Raw genomic sequence first — 24,498 nt, 5'->3', positions numbered from 1 at the left:
TGAGTCGAACAATCGCCGCCATGATACCGAAACTGCCCGAGATCGAATCGCTATAATCGCCGCATGTCCGAGTTCCCCGAACCGCCGGCCGCCGTGCCTTCCTCGCTCGCATCGCGGGGGCGACCAGCCGCGCGTGCCATTCAGCCGCTCCCCGACCAGCTGATCAGTCAGATCGCCGCCGGCGAAGTCGTCGAGCGGCCGGCCTCGGTGGTCAAGGAGTTGCTCGAAAACGCGCTCGACGCCGGCGCGAAAACGCTGCGCATCCTGCTCGATGCGGGCGGCATCAAGCGCATCTCGATCGCCGACGACGGCTGCGGCATTCCGGCCGCCGAGTTGCCGCTCGCGCTGATGCGCCATGCCACCAGCAAGATCCGCTCGCTCGCCGAGCTCGAATCGGTCGCCACGCTCGGATTTCGCGGCGAGGCGCTCGCCTCGATCGCCTCGGTGGCGGAAACATCCATTACGAGCCGCACGGCCGACGCGCCTCATGCGACACGCATCGACGCGCAGACGGGGGCGTTGACGCCGTCCGCGGGCGGCGTCGGCACGACGATCGAAGTGCGCGAGCTTTACTTCACGACGCCCGCGCGCCGCAAGTTTCTGAAGAGCGAACAGACGGAACTCGGCCATTGCGTCGAGATGATCCGAAGGGTCGCCCTCGCTCGGCCCGATGTCGCGATTTCGGTCCTTCACAACGGACGCGCGCTCGAGCACTGGAACGCAAGCGAGCCGCCGCAACGTGTCGCGAAGATACTCGGCGAGGGATTCGCGCTGGCGCACCTGCCGCTCGACGAAGCAGCGGGCCCGCTCGCGCTCTACGGCTGCGCCGGCTTGCCGACGGCGAGCCGCGGCCGTGCCGATCAGCAGTACTTCTTCGTCAACGGCCGCTTCGTGCGCGACAAGCTGCTTACGCACGCCGTGCGCGCGGCCTACGAGGACGTGCTGCACGGCGATCGCTATCCGTCGTACGTGCTCTTCCTCGATCTGCCGCCGGAAATGGTCGATGTGAACGTGCATCCGTCGAAAATCGAAGTCCGGTTTCGCGACTCACGTGCCGTGCACCAGTTCGTGTTCCATGCGCTGCAGCGCGCGCTCGCGCGTCATGCGGGTGCTTCCGCCGAAACGACGGCCGGCGGACATGCGGCGCATCTCGAAGCGCCGTTTGCGCCCGGACCCGGCGCGGCGCAATCGGCGGGCGCGATGGCCGCGTCGGCATCGGACGGAATCGATACGAACGGCGCGAACAATGGGCCACGCGACGCCAACTCACCGTATCCGGCACGCACCGGCACGACCTGGATGCGCGACGCGCGGATGACGCAAGGCCGCTTGCCCGTCGCGCAACCGTTGGCGCTCTACGATGCGCTTTTCGGCCGCAAAGAGACGTCGGGAAATGCGGGCAGCGGCGACGGGGCGAGCGGCACATCGCACGATCCCCTCTCGCCCTCGAGCCGGCCCGCGTACCAGGTGGAAGCGCGCGACAGCGCGGTTCAAGGAACCGGCGACGCCCACGAAGACCATCCGCTCGGTTTCGCGCTCGGCCAGATCCATGGCATCTACGTGCTCGCGCAAAATGCGCGGGGGCTCGTCATTGTCGATATGCACGCGGCTCACGAGCGCATTCTTTACGAGCAGTTCAAGCGCGCGCTGGCGGAGCGATCGATCGCCGTACAGCCGCTGCTACTGCCGATTTCGATGCCGGCCGATGCCGTCGAGATCGGCACCGCGGAAGAAGAGCGGGAAACGCTCGACGCGCTCGGCTTCGACCTCGCCGCGCTTTCGCCGACGACGCTCGCGATCCGCGCCGTGCCGGCGTTGCTGAAGGACGCCGACCTGCCCTCGCTCGCGCGCGCCGTGCTGGCCGATCTGCACGCGTATGGCGGCTCGCGCGTGCTGACCGAGCGCCAGCACGAGTTGCTCGGCACGCTCGCCTGCCACCATGCGGTCCGTGCGAACCGGCGCCTCACGATCGACGAGATGAACGCGTTGCTGCGTCAAATGGAGGCGACCGAACGCGCCGATCAATGCAATCACGGGCGCCCGACCTGGTATCAGTTGTCGATTGCCGATCTCGACCGGCTCTTCCTGCGCGGGCAGTGACCGCGGACGCTTCAAAACAGCCAGCATGAGCCGAACCGCGATAGCCTGCCTGCTCGGCCCCACGGCGTCGGGCAAAACCGCCGCCGCGCTTGCGTTCGCGGCGCGACATCCAGTCGAGATCGTCAGCATCGACTCCGCACTCGTTTACCGCGGCATGGACATCGGCACGGCCAAGCCGACGCGCGAGGAACGCGCGGCCGTGCCCCATCATCTGATCGACATCATCGAGCCGACCGATAGCTATTCGGCCGCCGAATTTCGCACCGATGCGCTGCGGCTCGCCGGCGAAATCCTTGCGCGCGGACGCGTGCCGCTTTTTGTCGGCGGCACGATGCTCTACTACAAGGCGCTGTCGCAGGGGCTCGACGAATTACCGCCGGCCGACGCTACCGTGCGTGCCGAACTCGAAGCCGATGCGGCCCGCGAAGGATGGCCCGCGTTGCATGCGCGGCTCGCGCGGGTGGACCCGGCCACGGCGGCTCGCCTCGCACCCAACGATTCCCAGCGCATTCAGCGGGCGCTAGAGATCTTTGCGTTGACGGGGCGGCCGATGTCGGACCTGCTTGCCGAGCGTCGGCGGGGCCTTGCGGGCGACGACGAGCGCATCGAAGACGGCAGTACGGCGCGCGGAGAAGCGAACGATGCCGGCGCGCGTTATCGCTTCGTCCCGATCGCGCTCGAACCGAGCGACCGTGCCGTGCTGCATGAACGGATCGCTGAGCGCTTCGACGCGATGCTCGCGGCCGGTTTCATCGACGAGGTGAAACGCCTGCGCGAGCGTGGCGACCTCGATTCCGGCCTGCCGTCGATGCGCTGCGTGGGCTACCGCCAGGCATGGGAGTACCTCGATGGCGAGATCGACTACGCGACGATGCGCGACAAAGGCATCTTCGCGACGCGCCAGCTCTGCAAGCGGCAGCTGACATGGCTGAGATCGATGCCGGAGCGCATCGTGGTCGATTGTTGCTCGCAATCCGCGACGTTCGAGGCGGTCCGCGCAATCGAAGACGCGCTCGATCTCTCCGTCCGAAAGTTATAGCGCGCAGGCCCGACCGACGAAAAAAAACCGCTTGGCACTCCAAGCGGTCTTTTTTTTCTGCCTACGAAGAAGCAGCGGCTACATGCCCCTTCAAACCACGACCGTCTGCGCCTCGCCCTCGTGCCGCGGACGCACCTTGCCGATCTTCCAGACCTGCTCGCCGGCCGCGGCGAGCTCGCGCATGGCCTCATCGGCATCGGCCGCCGCCACGATGACGGCCATCCCGATGCCGCAGTTGAATACGCGGTGCATTTCGGCGTCGGCCACGCCGCCATGCTGCTGGAGCCACGAGAAGAGCGGCGGCATCGGCCACGCGTCCTTGTCGAGCTCGGCCGTGAGATCGTCGCGCAGCACGCGCGGGATGTTCTCCACGAGCCCGCCGCCCGTGATGTGCGCCATGCCCTTGACCGCGAGCTTCTCCATCAACGCCAATAGCGGCTTCACGTAAATCCGCGTCGGCGCCATCAGCGCATCGGCGAGCGAACGGCCGTGAAAATCGGCCGACAGATCGGGGTTCGCGCGCTCGATGATCTTGCGCACGAGCGAAAAACCGTTCGAATGAATGCCGCTCGAGGCGAGCCCGAGCACCGCGTCGCCCGGGACGATCGTGCTGCCGTCGATGATCTTGCTCTTCTCGACGGCGCCCACGGCAAATCCGGCGAGGTCATACTCGCCGTCCGGATACATACCGGGCATTTCGGCCGTCTCGCCGCCGATCAACGCGCAGCCGGCGAGCTCGCAACCGTGAGCGATGCCCTTCACGACCGTCGCCGCCGTACCGACGTCGAGCTTGCCGCATGCAAAGTAATCGAGAAAGAAAAGCGGCTCGGCGCCCTGCACGAGGATATCGTTGACGCTCATCGCGACGAGATCCTGGCCGACCGTATCATGTTTGTTCAGATGGAACGCGAGCTTGAGCTTCGTGCCGACGCCGTCCGTGCCCGAAACGAGCACGGGCTCGCGATACTTCTTCGGCACCTCGAAAAGCGCGCCGAATCCGCCGATGCCGCCGAGCACGCCCTCGCGCAGCGTCTTCTTCGCAAACGGCTTGATGGCGTCGACGAGCGCATCGCCGGCGTCGATGTCGACGCCCGCGTCGCGGTACGAAAGGCCTTGCGCCGAACGAGCCGGATTCTCACCATCCGGAGCGGATTTCGGTTGATTCATGGGGAAGTGCGAGAAGGTCGGTAAAATGCGATTTTACCCGATGCGCGCCGGCCCGCTCGATTTACCCTCTCCGACCACACTTGGGAAAACTCTTGTCGCACAACGCTCCGCTTCTCACGCCGTACCAACGCCAAGCCCTTTTCTGGAGCGCCGTCGCGCTCGGCCTCGGCATGCTGCTCTGGCTGCTGAGGCCCGTGCTCACCCCGTTCCTGCTCGGTGCGATCATCGCCTACATCCTGCAGCCCGGCGTCGCCTGGCTCGTGCGCAGGCGCGTGCCGCGCGGCCTTGCCGCGCTCGTCATGATGCTCTTCTTCGCGATCATCGTGTCGCTGCTCGCGCTGCTCGTATTCGCCGTCGTACAGCGCGAACTGCCGCAGCTGAAGCTGCAGGTGCCGATTTTCATCGCTCGCCTGCACGACTGGGCACAGCCGAAGCTCACCTACCTCGGCTACGGCGACATCTTCGACTTCGCGAGCCTGCGCGACATGCTCACGAGCAAGATCGAAAGCAGCGGACAAGCCGTCGCCGTCGCGGCGTGGAAGTCCCTGCGCACAGGCGGCAACGTCATGTTCACGCTGATCGGCGACCTCGTCATGGTCCCGCTCGTGCTGTTCTATCTGCTCTACGACTGGAACGCGATGCTCGCGCGGCTCGCATCGTTCGTGCCGCGCCGCTGGCTCGCGAAAACCGTCGCCCTGGTGCGGGAAATGGACCTCTCGCTCTCGCAATATCTGCGCGGCCAAGTGCTCGTCATGGGCGTGCTCGCACTGTTCTACGGCCTCGCGCTCACGATCGCCGGATTCGAGATCGCGCTGCCCATCGGCGTATTCACCGGCCTCGCCGTTTTCATCCCGTACGTCGGCTACGCGACGGGTCTCGCGCTTGCCCTCATCGCCGCGCTGCTCCAGTTCGGAAACCTCTACGGCTTCGTCGCCGTCGCGGTCGTCTACGGCGTCGGCCAAATCCTCGAAAGTTTCATCCTGACGCCGCGGCTCGTCGGCGAGCGCATCGGCCTTCACCCGCTCACCGTCATCTTCGCCTTGCTCGCGTTCGGGCAATTGTTCGGGTTCTTCGGCGTGCTGCTCGCATTGCCCGTCAGCGCGATTCTCTCGACGGCCGTGCGCGAGCTGCGCCGCAGCTATCTCGAGAGCCGGTTTTACCTCGACGCGCGCAAATCGTCTCCCCCCGTCGTCGAGGGGGAAGAACGGTGATTACGGGCGCCGCCGCGTCCCTGACAACATCCGCCCGCTTCATGCCACCCCCACTGTGTCCGTGCAACGCCAACTGACGCTCGACCTCGGCACGCCGCCGCCCTCGACGTTCGACAATTTCTTCGCCGGCGCCAATGCCGAGCTCGTCGCCCGCCTGGCCGGGCTCGACAATGCGCTCGCCGCGGGCCCGCTCGCCGATCGCACGTTCTACGTCTGGGGTGAGCCAGGCAGCGGACGCAGCCACCTGCTCGCCGCGCTGGTGCACAGCGCGGGGCCGGCGCGCTCGCGCTTTCTCGGTCCCCAAAGCGCGCTCGCCGCATTCGCGTTCGATCCGCAGGTGTCGATCTATGTCGTCGACGATTGCGACAAGCTCGCCAGCGCGCAACAGATCGCGCTCTTCAACCTCTTCAACGAGGTGCGCGCGCATCCGTCGGCCGCGCTCGTCGCCACGGGCAACGCCGCCCCGATCGCGCTAGCCGTGCGCGAGGATCTGCGCACGCGTCTCGGCTGGGGGCTCGTCTATCATCTCGCGCCGCTGCCCGACGACCACAAGATCGCCGTTCTCAAGCACGCGGCGAAGGAGCGCGGCATTGCGCTCGCCGATGACGTCCCCGCCTATTTGCTCACCCATTTCAGGCGCGACATGCCGAGCCTGATGGCGCTGCTCGACGCGCTCGACCGTTTCTCGCTCGAGCAAAAGCGAGCGATCACGCTGCCGCTCCTGCGCACGATGCTTGCGCGGCCGGCAGGCGATGCGCCCCCGGAAACCGCGAGCGAGCCGGATGCCACGCTGGAAAACCCACCGGGAGACGCCCCGCCGGCCGCCTCCGGCCGCTTGAAGTAAAATGCGGCCTCATGACGAATCTCGCTCTCTTCGACCTCGATCACACGCTCATTCCCACCGACAGCGACCACGAATGGGGTCGCTTCATGGTGAAGCTCGGCATCGTCGACGGGCCGACCTTCATGCGCGATGTCGACCGTTTCTACGCCGACTACAAGGCGGGCCGGCTCGACATCCACGCTTATCTCGAAGCGATGCTGACGCCGCTCGCCCAACACTCGCGCGCGCAGCTCGCGGCCTGGCATGAGCAGTTCATGCACGAGGTGATCCGGCCGGCGCTCGTGCCGGCGGCGCTCGAGCTCGTGCGCGGCCACCAGGAGAAGGGCGACCTCTGCTGTATCGTCACCGCGACGAACGAGTTCATCACGCGCCCGATCGCCGACGCGTTCGGCGTCGAGATGCTGATCGCCTGCGAAGTCGAGACGATCGACGGCAAGCCGCACTCGCCGTTCACCGGCCGCGGCACGGGCACGCCGAGCTACCGCGAGGGCAAGATCGTGCGCGTGGAGAGCTGGCTCGCCTCGCTCGGCAAGTCCATGGGCGACTTCCCGAAGAGTTGGTTCTATAGCGACTCGCACAACGACATTCCGCTGCTCGAGAAAGTCACCGATCCGATCGCGACCAACCCCGACGCCACGCTGCGTGCCCATGCCGAGGCGAAGGGCTGGCGCATCCTCGATCTGTTCCAACCGTCGTGATCAAGAAACTCATCCGCAAGCTGTTCGGCCAGAGCACGGCCAACCCGGACGCCTCCTTCGAGAGCGCCCCGCAAGTCGTCCTTCCCGAGAATCGAGACGAATCGCCCGCCCCCGGCAGCGAGCGAAACGCGCCAGCCGATGCTCGTGCGGGCGCCGCGACCGGGAAACCCGCGAAGCCGCGCCGCAAGAGCCCGCAAACGGCGAAGGGGGTTGCCGCGGCATCGCCCGGGGGGAGTTCATCGGGGGCGCGCGAGCCCGATGCGCCGGTCATTCTGTCGTCGGAGATGCATGGGATCAATCCCGCCCTGATCTCGCGCAATGCAGTGCGAGTGACCGAAACGCTGCAACAGGCGGGCTTCAGGGCGTTCATCGTCGGCGGCGCCGTGCGCGACCTGCTGCTCGGCATAGCGCCGAAAGATTTCGATGTGGCGACGGACGCGACGCCCGAGGAAGTCCAGCGGCTCTTTCGCCGCGCCCGGCTGATCGGCCGGCGCTTCCAGATCGTCCATGTGCAGTTCGGCCAGGAAATCATCGAAGTGTCGACGTTCCGGGCGCTCGTCGATCCGCCTGCGGCCGAAGCCGCGCCCGCGCGGCGCCTGCGCCGCGACGAGCTCGACCGCCGCACGCACGCCGTCGACGCGAGCGGCCGCGTGCTGCGCGACAACGTCTGGGGCGAGCAGCACGAAGATGCGACGCGGCGGGACTTCACGATCAACGCGATGTACTACGATCCGGCGACGGAGACGGTGCTCGACTATCACGACGGCATCGCCGACATCCGCGCGCGCATGCTGCGCATGATCGGCGATCCCGCCACGCGCTACCGTGAAGATCCCGTGCGGATGCTGCGCGTCGTACGCTTTGCCGCGAAGCTCGGTTTCGAAATCGACGACGCCACGCGTGCGCCGATCAAGCCGCTCGCCGATCTGATCCACAACGTGCCGGCGGCGCGACTCTTCGACGAGATGCTGAAGCTGCTGCTCTCGGGCCATGCTCTTGCATGCCTGAAGCAGCTGCGCAAGGAAGGCCTCCACCATGGCCTTCTGCCGTTGCTCGACGTCGTGCTCGAACAGCCGCACGGCGAATCGTTCATCACGCTCTCGCTCAACAACACCGATGCGCGCGTGCGTGCCGGCAAGCCGGTCTCGCCCGGCTTCCTCTTCGCGACCCTTCTCTGGCACGACGTGCAGCAACGCGCGCAAGCCTTCGAGAGCAACGGCGAGTACCCGGTTCCCGCCTTGCACCGCGCGATGGACGACGTCATCGAGATGCAGACGGGCAAGCTCGCGATCCACAAGCGCTATGCGGCCGACATGCGCGAGATCTGGGGGCTGCAGTCGCGCCTCGAAAAGCGTTCCGGCCGCAGCGCATTGAAGCTGATCGAACACCAAAGATTTAGAGCGGGTTATGATTTCCTCCTGTTGCGCTGCGAGTCGGGCGAGCTGGACCCCGCGATCGGCCATTGGTGGACCGCCTTCATCGAAGGCGACGCGGCCGCGCGCGAAGTGCTTCTCGCGGAGGGTGGCAAGGAACGGACGCCGCGCAAGCGCCGGCGGCGCGGCGGCCGCGGCCGGAAGCCGGCCGAGGGCGCCACGCCCGGCGAGTCGGCCGATCACGCCGATGACGCGCGTGAAGGCGGCTCGACGAATGCCGCCGCCACGCATGATGCGCACGAGGATTGATGCGGCGCCGCCAGCCGCCGAACAAGTGGTGAAGTCGTGAAGTCGTAGGAAGCCAATGTCATGACGGTTGCTTATCTCGGTCTTGGCGCGAACCTCGGGGATGCTCGCCAGTCCCTGAAGGACGCGGTCGTTTGCCTTGCGCAGCAGCACTGCGTCACCGTGCTCGCCAAGTCGAGCCTCTACCGGACGGAGCCGATTGACGCCGAAGGCGACGACTACTACAACCTCGTCGTGAAGATCGAAACCGCGCTCACCGCGCGCACGCTGCTCGCGCTGTGCCAGCGCATCGAGCATCACTTCGGGCGCGAGCGGCCGTACCGCAACGCGCCGCGCACGCTCGACATCGATATCGTGCTGTTCGGCGACGAACGCATCGACGAGCCCGATCTGATCGTCCCGCACCCGCGCGCCGCCGAGCGCGCATTCGTTCTCGTGCCGCTCGTCGAGATCGATGGCGATGTCATGATTCCCGGCGTCGGCCGTGCCGATGCGCTGATCGAGGGCGTCGCGCATCAACGGATCGAAAAGGTGCAAACCTGCGGCTGCGCCATGCTCGCCGCGTTGCGCGGCAAATCGCGATGACCTCGCCCGCACTCACCGTCACCCCTCCCGTACGGCACGCGCCATATCGCTACCTCGCGATCGAAGGGCCGATCGGCGTGGGCAAGACGTCGCTTGCGCAACGACTGGCCGAGCGTTGGTCGATGCGGACATTGCTCGAGCGCGCGGCCGACAATCCGTTTCTCGAGCGTTTTTACGCCGACATGGCGCGTTACGCGTTGCCGACACAGCTGCACTTCGCGATGCAGCGCGTGGAGCAGGCCCGTGAGGCAGGCGAGGCGCTCGCGAGCGGCGCGCCGCTCGTGGCGGACTTCATCGCGCAAAAGAACGACGTCTTTGCGCGGCTCACACTGCCCGATGACGAATGGCGGCTCTATCGATCGCTCGCCGCACACCTGCCGGCGGGCGCCTCCGCGCCCGATTTCGTCGTCCATCTACAGGCGAGCCCGCATACGCTGCTCGCGCGTATCCAGAAACGCGCGCGAGCCGCCGAGGGACTCATCACCGAGACCTATCTGCGCAAGCTGTGCGAAGCGTACGATCAGTTCTTCTACCACTACGACGCGAGCCCCGTGCTGACGATCAACACCGAGCATCTGAATCCGCTCGAATCGGAAGCGGACTTCGCGCTCGTCGTCGAACAGATCGAAACGATGCGCGGCCGCAAGGCGAGCTTCGTAAAAGCGCAGTAACATTCGCGCGGCCGGCAACGCTCGATGCGGGCCGATCATTTTTGAGACGAGACACGCGATGACCTACCTGCAGGAAACGAGCCGGCCGAAGGTGACGGTGCCGAAGCTCCAGGCGATGCGCGAGGCCGGCGAGAAAATCGTGATGCTGACCGCCTACGACGCGAGCTTCGCGTCGCTTTCCGACCGTGCCGGCGTCGACGTTCTGCTGATCGGCGACTCGCTCGGCAATGTCTTGCAAGGTCACTCGACCACGCTGCCCGTCACGCTCGACGACATCGCCTACCACACCGCCTGCGTCGCGCGGGCGCAACCGCGCGCCCTCGTCGTCGCCGACCTGCCGTTCGGCACCTACGGCACGGCGACCCAAGCCTTCGAGAGCGCCGTCAAGGTCATGCGCGCGGGCGCGCAGATGGTCAAGATCGAGGGGGGCGAGTGGCTCGCCGAAACCGTCCGCTTTCTCGTCGAACGTTCGGTTCCCGTGTGCGCGCATATCGGGCTCACGCCGCAGTCGGTTCACGCGTTCGGCGGCTTCAAGGTGCAGGGCAGAAGCGAAGCCGGCGCGGCCCAGCTCGTGCGCGATTCGCGCGCCGTTCAGGACGCCGGCGCACAGCTCATCGTCCTCGAGGCGATTCCTTCGGCCGTCGCGGCCGGCGTCACGAACGAGCTGAGGATTCCGACGATCGGCATCGGTGCGGGAATCGGCTGCTCGGGGCAGGTGCTCGTCCTGCACGACATGTTAGGTATCTTCCCGGGCAAGCCGCCGCGCTTCGTGAAGAACTTCATGGAAGGCGCGCCGAACATTCAGGCGGCCGTGGAAGCCTACGTCAAAGCCGTGAGGGAAGGCTCGTTTCCGGGCCCCGAGCACGAGTTCTGAAAGAAGCCGAAACCGGCAGCCGCTCAGGGCTGGCTTACGCTGATCATTGGACCTTGAGCCTTATGCGGGGCCGCTGACCGCGGCCCCGGCCGGAAGAATCCGCGCCGCAAGCGCGCCGCGCAATGCATTGCAGACAAGCAGCACCTCGGCGCTGCGTACGTCCCCCAGCGTCAGCACGCGTTCACGCGCACCAAGCTGCGGGTCTTCGAGCAACAGTTGGCGCATGATGCCGGGCAGCAGCCCGCCCTCCAGCGGCGGCGTCCACCACTGGCCCTCGAGCTTAACGAACACGTTCGAGCGGCCGCCCTCCGTCAGCTCTCCGCGCTCGTTGACGAACAACGTGTCGAAGCCGCCTCGCGCTTCGGCCTCGTGCCAGCCGCGGTCGAATTCGGCTCGGTGCGTGGTCTTGTGGCGCAGCAGAAAATCATCCGAGCGCCTGGGCGCGAAACCATGCTCGGGGGCGAGCAGCACACCGACGAATGAAGCTTCATCCCGCAGCATTTTCACGGGTCCGAGCGGCGCCGTTGCGATCGCTACCGTTCCGTCCTTGCCGATCGCAAGCCTGAAGCGATGTTCCCCCGGTTCGGCCAATTGCTCGCACCGCTCGGCGATATGTCGACGCACCGAGCCTTCGTCGAACGCGAAATCGAGCTGCGCAGCGCTGCCCGCTAGGCGCGCCAAGTGCCGGTCCAGGTGGGCAACACCCGCTGTCCGCGTGGCCTTCATCGTCTCGAAGAGCTGAAAGCCCGGGTCGGCCCCCGTCAGAAACCTTGCCTTCAGGCGGCATTCGGCGTATTCGTCGGCGGCCACGCTATCGAGCACGATTCCTCCGCCGATCCCCATCGAGCCGCGCAGGGCCCCCGGGTGGTGGCCGCCGCGCACGTCGCCGTCGTCCCGAGCAGGCGCTGCGTCCGGCGCCGCGAGCGTCAGCGTCCGAATCGCGACCGAGAGACAAAAGTCCCCGCACGGCTCGGACGTGCCCACGTCCACGCCGTCTCTTGTGGTCGCGCCGCTGCCGAAGTCCGGCGCGTCGTACCAGCCGATCGTGCCGGTGTAGAGGCCGCGCGGCGTCGTCTCGATCTCGTCGATGAGCTGCATCGTCCGGTGCTTCGGCGCCCCCGTGATCGAGCCGCATGGGAAGAGCGCACGCAGCACCTCGGCGAACGAAACGCCGGCGTTAAGCTCCGCCTCGATGGTCGACGTCATCGCCCAGATCGACGGGTAAGGCTCCACCGAAAACAATGCCGGCACGCGAACGGAACCCGTTCGCGCCACACGCGATAGGTCGTTGCGCAGCAGATCGACGATCATCAGGTTCTCTGCGCGATTCTTGACGTCGTTGTGCAGAAACGCTCTTGCTCGCGCATCGTCCTCGGGCGTGCGGCCGCGTGCCGTCGTGCCCTTCATCGGGCGCGTGCGCAGGCGCGCTCCCTTCTTTTCGACAAAAAGCTCTGGCGAGCATGAGAGAACCCATTCGCCTGCCGGCAGCGCGATCAGCGCACCGTAGTGCACGGGCTGACGGGCGCGCAGCCGTCGATAGAGCGCCACGGGAGAGCCGAATACGTCGAAGGCCAGCCGGTACGTGTAGTTGATCTCGTACGAGTCGCCGGCGACGAGTGCCGCATGAACGGCCGCGATCGCGGCGTCGTATTCTTCGCGCGTCACGCTCTCGACGACGTTGGCGGCGCCGGCCACCGACGGCTCGCTCGCGCCACCGTCCATCGCAACGAGCCATGCGTCGGTTTCGTCACGCGAAAGCCTCGCGCAGCGTTCGAACAACAAAAAACGCAGCGAGGCGGTGCCACGCTGCGTCGAATCGCCGACTTTCGCTGGATCGTTGAGATGGAGATCGCGGCCAAACTCGTAATCGCCGAGCACGACCGCATGCAGACCCGAGGCGGCGTCCGCCGCGGCCGCCGCGCAAACCGCATCGAGCCCGGCGGCATCGGTTGCGACGTGCTCGCGCACGAACCCCGTGTACAAGCGGCTCGAGCGGCGCGCGGCGCTTGCATCGCAATCGTCGAGCAGCGCAAAGACGTCGCTGCGCTCGTCACTCTTCATCGTCTTACCCGCACTCGCCGCTTCTTTGCGCTCGAGCTGAATGGGTCTCAGTCAAAAAAGCTCTTCACCCGGTCGAACCAGCTTTTGCTCTGGGGGCTGTGACGCGGCCCCCCCTCCACGAGCGATTTCTCGAATTGCTTGAGCAACTCGCGCTGCGGTTCCGTCAGTTTCACCGGTGTCTCGACTTGCACATGCACGTAGAGATCGCCGGGCACGCTCGAGCGCAGGCCCTTGATGCCCTTGCCACGCAGCCGGAAAGTCCGGCCCGATTGCGTGCCCTCCGGCACCGTGAACGTCGCGCGTCCCGCGAGCGTCGGCACCTCGATTTCACCGCCCAACGCCGCCGTCGTAAACGGAATCGGCATCTGACAATGCAGATCGTCGCCGTCGCGCTCGAAGACGGAATGCGGCTTGATGTGAATTTCGACGTAGAGGTCGCCCGGCGGCCCGCCGTTGACGCCCGGCTCGCCGTTGCCCGACGAGCGAATCCGCATGCCGTCGTCGATGCCGGCCGGGATCTTGACCTCGAGCGTCTTCGTCTCCTTCACCTTGCCGGCGCCGTGGCAATGCAGGCACGGATCGGGAATGTACGTGCCGCTGCCATGACACTTCGGGCAAGTCTGCTGAATGCTGAAGAACCCCTGCGACATGCGCACGGCCCCGGACCCGTGACAGGTCGGGCAAGTCTCCGGCTTCGTGCCGGGCTTCGCCCCCGAGCCGTGACAGACCTCGCAGGAGACCCAGCTCGGCACGCGGATCTGCGTTTCGCAGCCGTGCGCCGCCTGCTCGAGCGTGACTTCCATGCTGTAGCGCAGATCGGCGCCGCGATAGACCTGCGGGCCGGCGCGACGGCCGCCGCCGCCCGCCGTCTGGCCGAAGATGTCGCCAAAAATGTCGCCGAACGCGTCCGCAAACCCGCCGAAGCCCTGCGCGGCCGCGCCCGCCATGTTCGGGTCGACGCCGGCATGGCCGTATTGGTCGTACGCCGCGCGTTTTTGCGAGTCCGAGAGCATCTCGTAGGCCTCTTTGGCCTCCTTGAAGCTTTCCTCGGCCTTCTTGTTGTCCGGATTGCGGTCGGGGTGGTACTTCATCGCGAGCTTGCGATAAGCCTTCTTGATCTCTTCGTCGCTCGCGTTTTTCGCAACGCCCAGAACCTCGTAGTAATCCCTTTTCGCCATCGGTTCACCGCCGGCCGCGCAACGTGCGCGGCCGCTCCTTTCGCATGCTGTGGAGTCTTCCGACTCGTCCGGCATGCTCGCCCCGGCCGCGCTCGACGGCCGAAGCAAGCATCCCGCCCATAAAGCAAATGTGCCCGGAGAACCCGAAAGTCCGCCAGGCGTCTTGCCGGCCGGCCGCCCCTGCTAGCTGCGGGGTGCCGGCCGCCATTGCGATAGAGCGTTAAGCTCAGTCCTTCTTCACTTCCTTGAACTCCGCATCGACAACATCGTCTTCGGGCTTGCTCGCGCTTGCACCCGAGCTCGCGCCGCCGGACGAAGCGCCGCTCGCGGCGCCGGCCGCCGCGCTTTGCGCCTGCATGTCGGCGTACATCTTCTCGCCGAGCTTTTGCGAGGCCGTCGCGACGGCTTCGATCTTCGCCTCGATCTCGGCCTTTTCGCTCGCGTTGCTCTTCAAGACGTCCTCGAGCTCCTTCAGCGCAGACTCGATCTTCTCCTTCTCGCTCGAATCGACCTTGTCGCCGTACTCGGCGAGCGCCTTCTTCGTGCTGTGCACGAGCGCGTCGCCCTGGTTACGGGCGTCGGCCAGCTCACGCAGGCGATGATCCTCGGCCGCGTTCAGCTCGGCGTCCTTGACCATCTTTTCGATCTCGGCTTCGGAGAGACCCGAATTCGCCTTGATGACGATCTTGTTCTCCTTGCCCGTGCCCTTGTCCTTCGCGTGCACATGCAGGATGCCGTTCGCGTCGATATCGAAGGTCACCTCGATCTGCGGCACGCCGCGCGGCGCGGGCGGGATGCCCTCGAGATTGAACTCGCCCAGCAGCTTGTTGCCGGCCGCCATCTCGCGCTCGCCCTGGTACACCTTGATCGTCACGGCCGATTGGTTGTCGTCGGCCGTCGAGTACACCTGCGCATGCTTCGTCGGGATCGTGGTGTTCTTGTTGATCATCTTCGTCATCACGCCACCGAGCGTCTCGATGCCGAGCGACAGCGGCGTCACGTCCAGCAGCAGCACGTCCTTACGGTCGCCGGAGAGCACCTGCCCTTGGATCGCCGCGCCAACGGCCACGGCCTCGTCCGGGTTCACGTCGCGGCGCGGCTCCTTGCCGAAGAACTCCTTCACCGTTTCCTGGACCTTCGGCATACGCGTCATGCCGCCGACGAGGATCACGTCGTCGATGTCGCTCACCTTCACGCCGGCGTCCTTGATCGCGATCCGGCAAGGCTCGACCGTGCGCTGGATCAACTCCTCGACGAGCGCTTCGAGCTTGGCGCGCGTGAGCTTCAAGTTCAGGTGCTTCGGACCGGATGCATCCGCCGTGATGTACGGCAGGTTGATCTCCGTTTGCTGGCTCGACGAGAGCTCGATCTTCGCCTTCTCGGCCGCTTCCTTCAGGCGCTGCAGCGCGAGCACGTCCTTCGACAGGTCGACGCCCTGCTCCTTCTTGAACTCGCCGATGATGTAATCGATGATGCGCTGGTCGAAGTCTTCGCCGCCGAGGAACGTATCGCCGTTCGTCGAGAGCACTTCGAACTGCTTCTCGCCGTCGACGTCCGCGATTTCGATGATCGAAATGTCGAACGTGCCGCCGCCGAGGTCATAAACGGCGATCTTGCGGTCGCCCTTGTCGGCCTTGTCGAGACCGAACGCAAGCGCGGCCGCCGTCGGCTCGTTGATGATCCGCTTGACTTCGAGGCCCGCGATGCGGCCCGCGTCTTTCGTCGCCTGACGCTGGCTGTCATTGAAGTAGGCAGGCACCGTAATGACGGCTTCCGTGACCGGCTCGCCGAGATAGTCTTCGGCCGTCTTCTTCATCTTGCGCAGGACTTCGGCCGAAATCTGCGGCGGCGCGAGCTTCTTGCCGTGCACTTCGACCCAGGCGTCCCCGTTTTCGGCCTTGGTGATGGCGTACGGCATGAGGCCGATGTCCTTCTGCACTTCCTTTTCTTCGAACCGGCGACCGATCAGGCGCTTCACCGCGAACAGCGTGTTCTTCGGGTTCGTCACCGACTGACGCTTGGCCGGCGCACCGACGAGAATCTCGTTATCGTCCATGTAGGCGATGATCGAGGGCGTCGTGCGGGCGCCCTCCGAGTTCTCGATCACTTTGATCGAGTTGCCTTCCATCAGCGCCACGCACGAGTTCGTGGTGCCGAGGTCGATGCCGATGATTTTGCCCATTTTTCGAAATCTCCTGACTTTTGATCGCTTTCGGACGCCGCAGCCTCGCTGGCTCGACCGTCCGCTCAATTCAAACCTGCACACAACATAAGTGCGGCCGCATCGTTTTCAAGCCCCGGAGACCCTGAATACGATGCGGTCTTTCAATTTTTTCAATCGCCGCTGCGTCCCCCGCCCGCACTCGCCTGGCCAACGGCGGCCCGCGCCTTGGCACGCGCCGCCTCCACGGCCGCCTCGAACTGCGCGAGGCCGTGCCAGCCCGTTGCGCGCCCGAGCCGCTTGCCGCGGTGAAAGAAGAACCACGTCGGCACGCCGTGCAACGAGAACCGCTGCCCGAGCTCGCGATGCTCGTATACGTTGGCATGAAACCACTTCAGCCCGAGCGCGCGGATCGCCTCGGGCTGCGCCAGCATCGCCTTCTTCGCGACCTCGCAGTTGAAGCAGTCGACGCCCCAGAAGAACACGACAGCGAGCGCATCCCCGGCCGAAGCGAGCGACGCATCGAAGCTTGCGGCGTTCACCTCGTCCATCCCGAATACGGAAAACGCCGTAGCGTCGACCGGGTGGTCACTCATGTGCGATCCCTGGTGCGGTGTGGGGCCGGGGCGCCGCCGGCCTCACTTCTGTTGCGCGACCGTGACGAGCGCGGGCCGCAACACGCGGTCGGCAATCACGTAGCCCTTCTGCAACACGGAGACGACGGTATTGGGTTCCTGATCGGCCGGCACCATCGAAATGGCCTGGTGGCGATGCGGATCGAACTTCTGGCCGACAGGATTGACGGCCTCGACGCGGCCCTTCTCGAAGGCGCTCGAGAGCTGGCGCAGCGTCAACTCGACGCCCTCGCGAAACTTCGCGACGTCGCCCGACGAATCGGCGAGCGCCGCTTCCAGGCTGTCGATCACGGGCAGCAAATGCTCTGCGAAGGCTTCGATCGCGAACTTGCGCGCCTTCACGACGTCTTCGTGCGCACGCCGGCGCACGTTCTCGGTCTCGGCCTTCGCGCGAAGAAAGCTCTCGTTGAGCTCGGCGATCTTCGCCTGAGCCTCGGCCAGCGCCGCTTCGGGAGTCGGCTCGGGGGCAGGCTCGGCGGCGGCGGCCGCCACTTGCTCCGCGACGTTCTCGGCAATGGGCTGCGCGGTGTCGTCGCCGGCAGGCTTCGAGTTCTGGCTGGCCGGGTTGTCTTGCGTATTTTCCATGTCGCTGAATCGTCCAATAGTTGAAATCAAAGGGCGGCAAGCGCCTCCTCTCGCGTGCGTCGCGCTTGCCGCCACACATCGGCGGCAAATGGGGCTGACGACGAGGAATTCAAGGGCTCTTTGGCGCTTTTTTTGCCCAAAAAAAGTGCATCGAAACGAGCCGTAACAGGGATTACCGTGTCAAAACCGAAATCGCATTGAGCACCATTATGGTTTGCCCTAGACTGACCTTATGACTACCGTCGCATCGAGCGGTCCAGGTAGCCGACGCGCGGCGAGACTCGATCGCGGCGCGAGGTCCGTCGCTTTTCAACAGGGAGCCCCCGCGGGGAAGTACAGTGAAACTGACCTTTGCCATTGCGGTGGTCGCGCTGATACTCGTTGCGGGGACCACGACCATCTGCATGTCCGGTGCGGTGACGGACACAACCACCGAATACGGCGTCGTTCATGCCACGTTCGAGCAGCTGTTCAACCCCCACCACCTGAAAGTTTGTCGATGATGCGTCTGTCGCGCTTGGTCGGTCTGCCGTGCAGCGCGGCCGACGGCTCGCGGTAGGTTCTGCGCCGCTCGGCTTCCGCCTCCCGCTTCGCGCGGCTCGCGGAAGTCTCCTCGTAGAGCGTCTGCGCCACGGCGGCCGGGCCGCGCACCTCGCACACGCCCATTACGCGCACCTCCCATACCATGCGGTCGATGTCGATTTCGACAAGATCGCCGACGCGCACATCCTTCGCCGGCTTCACGGCCATCCCGCCGATGCGCACGCGGCCCTTGTCCACGGCATCGGCGGCGAGCGAGCGCGTCTTGAAGAAGCGCGCGGCCCAGAGCCACTTGTCGATGCGCAGGCGTGCGCCCGGTTCAGTCGAGATCTTGTAGTTCATCGGAGTGCCAGAAATTCGGATCGGCCGGCAATTGCAAGCCGCCGTATGGTCAAGTACGCACAAAAGCAATGATCTTGCCCGATCGGCCGGCGCGAGCGACCAGGCGCGACCCGGGACCCGTCCGGTTCGTGAGCGGCGGACTCACGCCGGCACGCTCGGCGATGCCGGCAGAGGCGACCGCGCGGGCCATCCCTGCAACTGTTGCGCGACGATTTCGGCGAGCGCGGCGATCCATGAGGACGATGCGTTGAGGCACGCGATGCGTTCGAATTGCCTGCCGCCCGCATGCAGGAATTCGTCGCGAACTTCGAGACCGATTTCTTCGATCGTCTCGAGACAATCCGACGTAAACCCGGGACAAAACACATCAACCCGCCGCACGCCGGCCGCGCCGAGCTCTCGCAGCGTCGGCGCGGTGTAGGGCTGCAGCCACTCCGCCTTGCCGAAGCGCGACTGAAAAGTGACAAGGCACTCGGTCGAACTCAGTGCGAGCTCGTTCGCGAGCAGCGCCGCCGTCAGCCGGCATTGCTCGTGATACGGATCGCCGAGGTCGAGCGTGCGCTTCGGCACGCCGTGAAAGCTCAATACGAGCTTGTCCCCGCCGGCAAAGTTCGGGCGGCCGCGCGCGGCCCAGTGCCGCCGCACCTCGTCGGCGAGCGCCCGAATATACGCCGGATGGTCGGCAAAGTGCCGGACCGTCCGGACTTCCAGCTGGTTGCGCATCCGCCTGAGGCCCGCGAACGCTGCGTCGAACGCCGTTGCCGTCGTCGATGCCGAGTATTGCGGATACATCGGCATCAGCAGCACGCGCTCGGCGCCGGCCAGCTTCAGCTGATTCAACATCGCGCCGATGCCTGGCGTTCCATAGCGCATCGCATAGTCGACGATGACCGGATACCCGTTTGAATGAAGCAGAGCCCGCAGCGCCTCCGTCTGCCTTTCGGTATAGACGCGCAGCGGCGAGCCTTCCGGCATCCAGATCGACGCATATTTCTTGGCGACCTTCGCCGCGCGCAACGGCGCGATCAGCCCGCGCAGCAGCGGCTGCCACACGAGCGCCGGAATTTCGACGACGCGCGGATCGGTCAGAAATTCGACGAGATAGCGACGCACCGCGCGCGCCGTCGGCGCATCAGGCGTGCCGAGATTCATCAGCAAGACGGCGACTCGGTGTGACGCGGCAGGCTGCGACGGCAGCTCGAGATCGAAACGCATGGGCAATCGACAGGGCCGGGTGAGAGACCGTATCCGTATGAGCCGGCCTCGGTGAAGTCAACCGATTATAGCGAGGCCGGCGGCCATGGCGACTCGGCCATTCGGCCAATGGCGTAAAGGCCGCGCGCGAAGGATCATGCAAGGGGCGGCGTCGGCGTTCGCGAACGGAGCTTGCGGCGGGCGCGCGGAATTGCGTTCACTGTTGGCTCAGGGCCGTCGACAGCAGCCGCGCGGTGATGTCGACGATTGGAATCACGCGGCTGTACGCCATGCGCGTCGGTCCGATCACACCGAGCGTGCCGACGATCTTGCCGTTGACTTCATAGGGCGCCGTCACCACGCTCATCTGTTCGATCGGCACCAGATTCGATTCACCGCCGATGAATATTTGCACGCCTTGCGCGTGGCTCGATACATCCAGCAATTGCAGGAGGCTCGTCTTTTGGTCGAATACATCGAAAAGCTTGCGCAGCCGCGCCATGTCGGACGACAGATCCGCCACCTCGAGCAGGTTGCGCTCGCCGGAAATCAGCACCGTCTCGCCCAGCTCGCTTTCGTCGGTGCTGGCGGTCACCGCTGCCTGCATGAGCGCGGTCATGTCTCCGCGCAACTGGTCGATTTCCTCGCGCAGGCGCCGGCGAACTTCATCGAACGAAAGTCCCGCGAAATGCGCATTGATGTAGTTCGATGCCTCGATGAGCTGCGACGGCGTGTAGTCACGCTGCGTGGCCATGATGCGGTTCTGCACATCGCCTTCGGGTGTGACGATGATGAGCAGGATGCGCTTGGCCGACAGGCGCATGAACTCGATCTGCTTGAAGATATGGCTGCGGCGCGGCGTCAGAATGACGCCCGCGAACTGCGAAAGGTTCGAAAGCACGCTCGCCGCGGCCGCGATGACTTTCTGCGGCTCCCCGGGCGTCAGCGTCCTTTCCACGACGCGCGTGACCGCCTCCTCGTCGGCAACCGACTCGACGGTCAGCATGGTATCGACGAAGAGACGATAGCCGCGCGGCGTCGGCACCCTGCCAGCGGAAGTGTGCGGGCTCGCTACGAGCCCGAGCTCCTCGAGGTCCGACATCACGTTGCGTATCGTCGCCGGGCTCAGTTCGAGCCCCGAATAGCGCGACAGCGTGCGCGAGCCGACCGGCTGACCTTCCGCGATATATCGCTCGATCAGGGTTTTCAGCAGAGTCTGAGCGCGTGGTTCTAGCATGACGCAAGATTTTAGACGAACGCCGATGGCCCCATGTCCGCCTCCGCGGACGTGCTGGCCGCCTCCCGCCCGGCGTGCCGCCGCGAGCGGCGCAGCGCAAGATCCGCGCCGGAAAGGCAGCCTGTCATCGGCACGACATCATTCTAGCGACAAATCAATCCGGAGGAACCTGCTCGGAACCCGCGCGCGTCGAGGCGAGGGCAATCGGGGCCCGCCCGGGTTCGCGAGGCGGTGCTTTTTCAACCCAGGGTCCGCTTACATACGAAACGCGTCCCGAGCAGCCGCTCCGGGCAACATGGCCAGCCTCCGTATGTAAACAGACCGTAGCTATGGTGTAATGCCGGCATGGAAATGGGTCACCAATTCAAGACGGTTGCGCTCGTCGGGCGCAGCAATACGCCCGGCATCGGCGAGCCGCTGATGGCGCTCGCCGGCTGCATCGCGAAACGCGGCTTCGAGGTCGTCTTCGAAGCCGATACCGCACGCGAGATCGGCGCGACCGGCTATCCCGCGCTCACGCCCGCCGAGATCGGGGCGCGCGCCGATGTCGCGGTCGTCCTCGGCGGGGATGGAACCATGCTCGGCATCGGGCGTCAGCTCGCGCCCTACCGGACGCCGCTCATCGGCATCAACCAGGGGCGGCTCGGCTTCATCACGGACATACCGGTCGCGGAGATGCAGCAACGCGTGCCGCAGATGCTCGCGGGCAGTTACGAGCGCGAGGAGCGCACGCTGCTCGAGGCGCGCATCGTGCGCGCCGACGAGCCGATCTATCACGCGCTGGCGTTCAACGACGTCGTCGTCAACCGCAGCGGCTTTTCGGGAATGGCCGAGCTGCGTGTGTTCGTCGACGGCCGGTTCATGTACGACCAACGCTCGGACGGCCTGATCGTCGCCACGCCGACGGGCTCGACGGCCTATGCGCTGTCCTCCCAGGGCCCGATCCTGCACCCGCAACTGCAGGGCCTGGTGCTCGTGCCCATTGCGCCGCATGCGCTCTCGAACCGCCCGATCGTGCTGCCGGACGACTGCAAGCTGCGCATCCAGATCATCGGCGGGCGCGACGTCAACGCGAACTTCGACATGCAATCGTTCACGGCGCTCGAACTCAACGACACGATCGAAGTGCGCCGCTCGCGCCATACCGTGCCGTTCCTGCATCCGGTCGGCTACAGCTACTTCGCGACGCTGCGCAAGAAGCTCCACTGGAACGAGCATCCGTCGAGCGCCGCCGAAGAAGATGAAGACGACGATGCCTCGCTCTGACTGCATCGCCAGATCGGTTTGCCCCGCTCCGTCCTTGGCGTCCGGCGCCCCTTTGGGACGCACGTGCGAATATCCGATGTCGGTCGCGAGGCAAGGTTTCACGAAACACTAGCCGGCCACGCATGGCCGCCCAACGAACCCGCAGTCAACACGCTCCCATGCTCCGCCACCTTTCGATACGCGACTTCGTCATCGTCGCCGCGCTCGACCTCGAATTCGACCGCGGCTTCACGGTCTTTTCGGGTGAAACCGGCGCCGGCAAGTCGATCTTGATCGACGCGCTTGCGCTCGCGCTCGGCGCGCGTGCCGATGTCGACGTCGTCCGCACGGGCGCAAGCCGAGCCGACATCACGGCTGAATTCTCGGCGAGCGCCGAGGTGTCGCGCTGGCTCGACGAGCAGGCGTTGGCGGGCGGCGAGCCCGACGGCGCCGAGGCCACGACGGTGCTCTTGCGCCGCGTAGTGGACGCGAACGGCCGCTCGCGCGCGTTCATCAACGGCACCGCCGCCACGCTTGCGCAACTGCGCGACGTCGGCGAAATGCTCGTCGATATCCATGGTCAGCACGCGCACCAGTTGCTGATGCGCCCTGAAGCGCAGCGCACGCTCTTCGATACTCACGCCGGTCTCACCGCGGCCGCCTCGAGCGTTGCACGAGCGCACCGCGCCTGGCGCGACGCTGCGCACGCGCTCGAACTCGCGAAGACGCGCGATCGTGAAATCCAGCTTGAGCGCGAACGGCTCGTCTGGCAGCTCGCCGAGCTCGACAAGCTCGCGCCGCAGCGCGGTGAATGGGAGGAAATCGGCGCGGAGCATCGCCGGCTCGCGCATTCGGCGAACCTGATCGAGGGTGTGCGCGGCGCCCTCGATGCGCTTTCCGAAGCGGATGACGCGATGCTCGGTCAGCTCGGCTCGATCGTCTCGAAGCTGCGCGATCTGGCCGAGATCGACCCGGCGCTCAACGACGCGCTCGCTGCGCTCGAGCCGGCTGAAATCCAGTTGCGTGAGGCGGCTTATTCGCTCACGCACTACGCGCAAAAGCTGGATCTCGACCCGGACCGCCTCGCCGAGGTCGAAGCGCGACTCGACGCGCTGCATTCGGTGGCCCGCAAGTTCCGTCTGCAGCCTGAAACGCTGCCGGACGAACATGAAGCGCGCCGCGCGCAGCTCGCCGCGCTCGACGCCGCGGCCGATCTCGACAAGCTCTCCGCCGCCGTCGAAGCCGCTCACGAGGCGTACCTGCGCGAGGCGAAGCAACTGTCGAAAGCGCGCGCGAAGGCGGCGAAAGCGCTGGGCGCCGCCGTGACCACGGGTATGCAGGAGTTGGCGATGGCGGGCGGCAGCTTCGAAGTCGCGCTCGTGCCGCTTGCGGAGGGTGGCGCGCATGGGCTCGAGCAAATCGAGTTCCGGGTCGCCGGCCATGCCGGCGTGCCGACTAAGCCGCTAGCGAAGGTTGCGTCCGGCGGCGAGCTCGCGCGGATCAGCCTGGCGCTGTCGGTGATCGCGAGCGCGGCGAGCCCGACGCCCACGCTGATCTTCGACGAAGTCGATACCGGTATCGGTGGCGGCGTCGCGGAAGTTGTCGGCCGCCTTTTGCATCAGCTCGGCCGCGACCGTCAGGTGCTCTGCGTCACGCACTTGCCGCAGGTCGCCGCGCGCGGCGATCATCACTTCCAGGTGGCGAAGGCAAGTACTGGCGACGGCGGCACGCTTTCGACCGTCACGGCGCTCAATCATGCGAGCCGCATCGAGGAAGTCGCGCGCATGCTGGGGGGCCTGGAAATCACGGCCACCACGCGGCGTCATGCGAAGGAAATGCTGGCGGCTTGAGCAGTTGACCCGCTCGCGTCACGATTTCTCGAGTGCCTCAATGCAACGTGCTTTGACGTCTCGCAACCGCGGCTCCGTTACGTTGCGTACTGCACGGAGCGCTTTGACTTTGTAGCCGGCGGGAACGGTCTCGATAAAAGGGATGCCGCATACGCGCGAAACTTCGAGGATGTGACCATCACCTTCGAGTGGGTCCACAACATTTAGGACGGCCTGCGGATTCTTCGGCAGCGCATATGCGAGTTCGATGCCTAGTCCTTCGGCATTACCTGCGTCGGCGCCCTCAGCAAGCTTGGGGGCGAGCGCAACCCACTCGGATCGGCCGGAGCCGATTTTGTCCATCAACCTATCGATGTCGTCCGCGCTGAGAGACGCCAGGAATGTTGCCGCGCCTTGTTGCTCGACCGCGGCGGATACTTGCGCAGGCGAGGTAATGGCGGAGCCGGCCCATGCTGAGCTACACATGACGGCGGCGGCGAATGCGCAGTATCTCATCATGCTTTGCTCGAAAAAGCCTCGGACTTCTGTCCGAGGACGAAAGGAGCGCCGCCGAAAGCGGCAATTCCCCAGTTAGCATCGGCGGCATGATCTTCCTCAACCGC

General features: G+C 65.7%; 22 protein-coding genes. 12 read left to right on the top strand and 10 right to left on the bottom strand.

From position 1 onward, the window contains the following. Positions 1-63: 63 nt before the first annotated feature. Together mutL and miaA are read left to right on the top strand one after the other, a co-directional pair. Entirely contained in the window at positions 64-2,100 is a 2,037-nt protein-coding gene (mutL, locus tag C9I57_RS09455) for a DNA mismatch repair endonuclease MutL (protein WP_107150362.1), read from the top strand. A 25-nt stretch (positions 2,101-2,125) separates the two neighbouring features. Beyond that, complete coding sequence (gene miaA / locus C9I57_RS09450; RefSeq protein ID WP_107150361.1) at positions 2,126-3,139, top strand: tRNA (adenosine(37)-N6)-dimethylallyltransferase MiaA; 1,014 nt, start codon at positions 2,126-2,128, stop codon at positions 3,137-3,139. Between the two features lie 90 nt (positions 3,140-3,229). Here miaA and purM read toward each other — a convergent pair whose 3' ends face one another. Further along, complete coding sequence (gene purM / locus C9I57_RS09445; protein WP_107150360.1) at positions 3,230-4,306, bottom strand: phosphoribosylformylglycinamidine cyclo-ligase; 1,077 nt, start codon at positions 4,304-4,306, stop codon at positions 3,230-3,232. Between the two features lie 92 nt (positions 4,307-4,398). On the opposite strand from purM, the gene C9I57_RS09440 reads away from it, so the two are divergent. The 7 genes from C9I57_RS09440 to panB are packed head-to-tail and all read left to right on the top strand — an operon-like array spanning position 4,399 to position 10,868. After that, on the top strand, positions 4,399-5,517 hold the full coding sequence (locus C9I57_RS09440) for an AI-2E family transporter (protein ID WP_107150359.1): 1,119 nt from the start codon (positions 4,399-4,401) through the stop codon (positions 5,515-5,517). A 55-nt stretch (positions 5,518-5,572) separates the two neighbouring features. Then, complete coding sequence (gene hda, locus C9I57_RS09435) at positions 5,573-6,361, top strand: DnaA regulatory inactivator Hda (RefSeq protein WP_308836328.1); 789 nt, start codon at positions 5,573-5,575, stop codon at positions 6,359-6,361. Positions 6,362-6,372: 11 nt separating this feature from the next. Beyond that, a complete protein-coding gene (locus C9I57_RS09430; RefSeq protein ID WP_107150358.1) occupies positions 6,373-7,059 on the top strand; it encodes an HAD family hydrolase in 687 nt (228 codons plus the stop codon). Continuing rightward, positions 7,056-8,741 (top strand): polynucleotide adenylyltransferase PcnB, encoded by a 1,686-nt coding sequence (pcnB, locus tag C9I57_RS09425; RefSeq protein WP_107150357.1) that lies wholly within the window; start codon positions 7,056-7,058, stop codon positions 8,739-8,741. Before C9I57_RS09430 ends, pcnB begins: the two co-directional genes overlap by 4 nt. A 60-nt stretch (positions 8,742-8,801) precedes the next feature. Continuing rightward, a complete protein-coding gene (gene folK, locus C9I57_RS09420; protein WP_107150356.1) occupies positions 8,802-9,323 on the top strand; it encodes a 2-amino-4-hydroxy-6-hydroxymethyldihydropteridine diphosphokinase in 522 nt (173 codons plus the stop codon). Further along, positions 9,320-9,994, top strand: coding sequence for a deoxynucleoside kinase (locus tag C9I57_RS09415; RefSeq protein WP_107150355.1), 675 nt, complete (start codon positions 9,320-9,322; stop codon positions 9,992-9,994). Before folK ends, C9I57_RS09415 begins: the two co-directional genes overlap by 4 nt. 58 nt (positions 9,995-10,052) lie before the next feature. Beyond that, on the top strand, positions 10,053-10,868 hold the full coding sequence (panB, locus tag C9I57_RS09410) for a 3-methyl-2-oxobutanoate hydroxymethyltransferase (protein ID WP_107150354.1): 816 nt from the start codon (positions 10,053-10,055) through the stop codon (positions 10,866-10,868). 60 nt (positions 10,869-10,928) lie between these two features. Here panB and C9I57_RS09405 read toward each other — a convergent pair whose 3' ends face one another. The 5 genes from C9I57_RS09405 to grpE all read right to left on the bottom strand — a co-directional run bounded on the left by C9I57_RS09405 (position 10,929) and on the right by grpE (position 17,488). After that, positions 10,929-12,929 carry a chorismate-binding protein gene (locus C9I57_RS09405; RefSeq protein ID WP_107150353.1) on the bottom strand — a complete coding sequence of 667 codons (2,001 nt, stop codon included), beginning with the start codon at positions 12,927-12,929 and terminating at the stop codon, positions 10,929-10,931. A gap of 47 nt (positions 12,930-12,976) precedes the next feature. Further along, a complete protein-coding gene (dnaJ, locus tag C9I57_RS09400) occupies positions 12,977-14,107 on the bottom strand; it encodes a molecular chaperone DnaJ (RefSeq protein WP_107150352.1) in 1,131 nt (376 codons plus the stop codon). Between the two features lie 226 nt (positions 14,108-14,333). Then, the gene (gene dnaK / locus C9I57_RS09390; RefSeq protein ID WP_107150350.1) at positions 14,334-16,289 is read right to left on the bottom strand and encodes a molecular chaperone DnaK; all 1,956 of its coding nucleotides are present in this window, start codon (positions 16,287-16,289) and stop codon (positions 14,334-14,336) included. A 152-nt stretch (positions 16,290-16,441) separates the two neighbouring features. After that, complete coding sequence (locus C9I57_RS09385; protein WP_107150349.1) at positions 16,442-16,864, bottom strand: thioredoxin family protein; 423 nt, start codon at positions 16,862-16,864, stop codon at positions 16,442-16,444. 42 nt (positions 16,865-16,906) lie between these two features. Further along, positions 16,907-17,488 (bottom strand): nucleotide exchange factor GrpE, encoded by a 582-nt coding sequence (gene grpE / locus C9I57_RS09380; protein ID WP_107150348.1) that lies wholly within the window; start codon positions 17,486-17,488, stop codon positions 16,907-16,909. A 338-nt stretch (positions 17,489-17,826) separates the two neighbouring features. Here grpE and C9I57_RS32700 point away from each other — a divergent pair, with 338 nt between their 5' ends. Beyond that, positions 17,827-17,991 (top strand): hypothetical protein, encoded by a 165-nt coding sequence (locus tag C9I57_RS32700; RefSeq protein ID WP_181321782.1) that lies wholly within the window; start codon positions 17,827-17,829, stop codon positions 17,989-17,991. Here the strand turns inward: C9I57_RS32700 and C9I57_RS09375 are convergent. The 3 genes from C9I57_RS09375 to hrcA all read right to left on the bottom strand — a co-directional run bounded on the left by C9I57_RS09375 (position 17,960) and on the right by hrcA (position 20,801). Then, positions 17,960-18,370 (bottom strand): RNA-binding S4 domain-containing protein, encoded by a 411-nt coding sequence (locus C9I57_RS09375; RefSeq protein ID WP_107150347.1) that lies wholly within the window; start codon positions 18,368-18,370, stop codon positions 17,960-17,962. The genes C9I57_RS32700 and C9I57_RS09375 overlap by 32 nt on opposite strands. Positions 18,371-18,511: 141 nt before the next feature. Beyond that, a complete protein-coding gene (gene hemH / locus C9I57_RS09370; RefSeq protein ID WP_107150346.1) occupies positions 18,512-19,585 on the bottom strand; it encodes a ferrochelatase in 1,074 nt (357 codons plus the stop codon). Between the two features lie 196 nt (positions 19,586-19,781). Beyond that, positions 19,782-20,801, bottom strand: a complete 1,020-nt coding sequence (hrcA, locus tag C9I57_RS09365; protein WP_107150345.1) for a heat-inducible transcriptional repressor HrcA — start codon at positions 20,799-20,801, stop codon at positions 19,782-19,784. A gap of 345 nt (positions 20,802-21,146) precedes the next feature. Between hrcA and C9I57_RS09360 the strand changes: the two genes are divergently transcribed. Both C9I57_RS09360 and recN read left to right on the top strand, forming a co-directional pair. Then, on the top strand, positions 21,147-22,067 hold the full coding sequence (locus C9I57_RS09360; RefSeq protein WP_107150344.1) for an NAD kinase: 921 nt from the start codon (positions 21,147-21,149) through the stop codon (positions 22,065-22,067). 158 nt (positions 22,068-22,225) lie between these two features. Continuing rightward, positions 22,226-23,896 (top strand): DNA repair protein RecN, encoded by a 1,671-nt coding sequence (gene recN, locus C9I57_RS09355; protein ID WP_107150343.1) that lies wholly within the window; start codon positions 22,226-22,228, stop codon positions 23,894-23,896. A gap of 18 nt (positions 23,897-23,914) precedes the next feature. On the opposite strand, the gene C9I57_RS09350 is transcribed toward recN, so the two are convergent. Continuing rightward, a complete protein-coding gene (locus tag C9I57_RS09350; protein WP_258187566.1) occupies positions 23,915-24,238 on the bottom strand; it encodes a hypothetical protein in 324 nt (107 codons plus the stop codon). Positions 24,239-24,498: the final 260 nt, after the last annotated feature.

Source organism: Trinickia symbiotica (assembly GCF_003028655.1).
Taxonomy (GTDB): Bacteria; Pseudomonadota; Gammaproteobacteria; order Burkholderiales; family Burkholderiaceae; genus Trinickia; species Trinickia symbiotica_A.
Note: the sequence above shows the minus strand (reverse complement) of the source record. Positions and strands in the feature narration are given on the sequence as shown.

Bases quoted from the DNA above. Each gene is read 5' to 3' on its own strand.
- C9I57_RS09405 (WP_107150353.1), bottom strand. From the start codon at position 12,929: ATGAAGAGTGACGAGCGCAGCGACGTCTTTGCGCTGCTCGACGATTGC.
- panB (WP_107150354.1), top strand. From the start codon at position 10,053: ATGACCTACCTGCAGGAAACGAGCCGGCCGAAGGTGACGGTGCCGAAG.
- C9I57_RS09375 (WP_107150347.1), bottom strand. From the start codon at position 18,370: ATGAACTACAAGATCTCGACTGAACCGGGCGCACGCCTGCGCATCGAC.
- grpE (WP_107150348.1), bottom strand. From the start codon at position 17,488: ATGGAAAATACGCAAGACAACCCGGCCAGCCAGAACTCGAAGCCTGCC.
- C9I57_RS09385 (WP_107150349.1), bottom strand. From the start codon at position 16,864: ATGAGTGACCACCCGGTCGACGCTACGGCGTTTTCCGTATTCGGGATG.
- C9I57_RS09415 (WP_107150355.1), top strand. From the start codon at position 9,320: ATGACCTCGCCCGCACTCACCGTCACCCCTCCCGTACGGCACGCGCCA.
- folK (WP_107150356.1), top strand. From the start codon at position 8,802: ATGACGGTTGCTTATCTCGGTCTTGGCGCGAACCTCGGGGATGCTCGC.
- miaA (WP_107150361.1), top strand. From the start codon at position 2,126: ATGAGCCGAACCGCGATAGCCTGCCTGCTCGGCCCCACGGCGTCGGGC.
- mutL (WP_107150362.1), top strand. From the start codon at position 64: ATGTCCGAGTTCCCCGAACCGCCGGCCGCCGTGCCTTCCTCGCTCGCA.
- dnaK (WP_107150350.1), bottom strand. From the start codon at position 16,289: ATGGGCAAAATCATCGGCATCGACCTCGGCACCACGAACTCGTGCGTG.
- hemH (WP_107150346.1), bottom strand. From the start codon at position 19,585: ATGCGTTTCGATCTCGAGCTGCCGTCGCAGCCTGCCGCGTCACACCGA.
- hrcA (WP_107150345.1), bottom strand. From the start codon at position 20,801: ATGCTAGAACCACGCGCTCAGACTCTGCTGAAAACCCTGATCGAGCGA.
- C9I57_RS09360 (WP_107150344.1), top strand. From the start codon at position 21,147: ATGGAAATGGGTCACCAATTCAAGACGGTTGCGCTCGTCGGGCGCAGC.
- recN (WP_107150343.1), top strand. From the start codon at position 22,226: ATGCTCCGCCACCTTTCGATACGCGACTTCGTCATCGTCGCCGCGCTC.
- purM (WP_107150360.1), bottom strand. From the start codon at position 4,306: ATGAATCAACCGAAATCCGCTCCGGATGGTGAGAATCCGGCTCGTTCG.
- C9I57_RS09430 (WP_107150358.1), top strand. From the start codon at position 6,373: ATGACGAATCTCGCTCTCTTCGACCTCGATCACACGCTCATTCCCACC.
- C9I57_RS09350 (WP_258187566.1), bottom strand. From the start codon at position 24,238: ATGGACAAAATCGGCTCCGGCCGATCCGAGTGGGTTGCGCTCGCCCCC.
- dnaJ (WP_107150352.1), bottom strand. From the start codon at position 14,107: ATGGCGAAAAGGGATTACTACGAGGTTCTGGGCGTTGCGAAAAACGCG.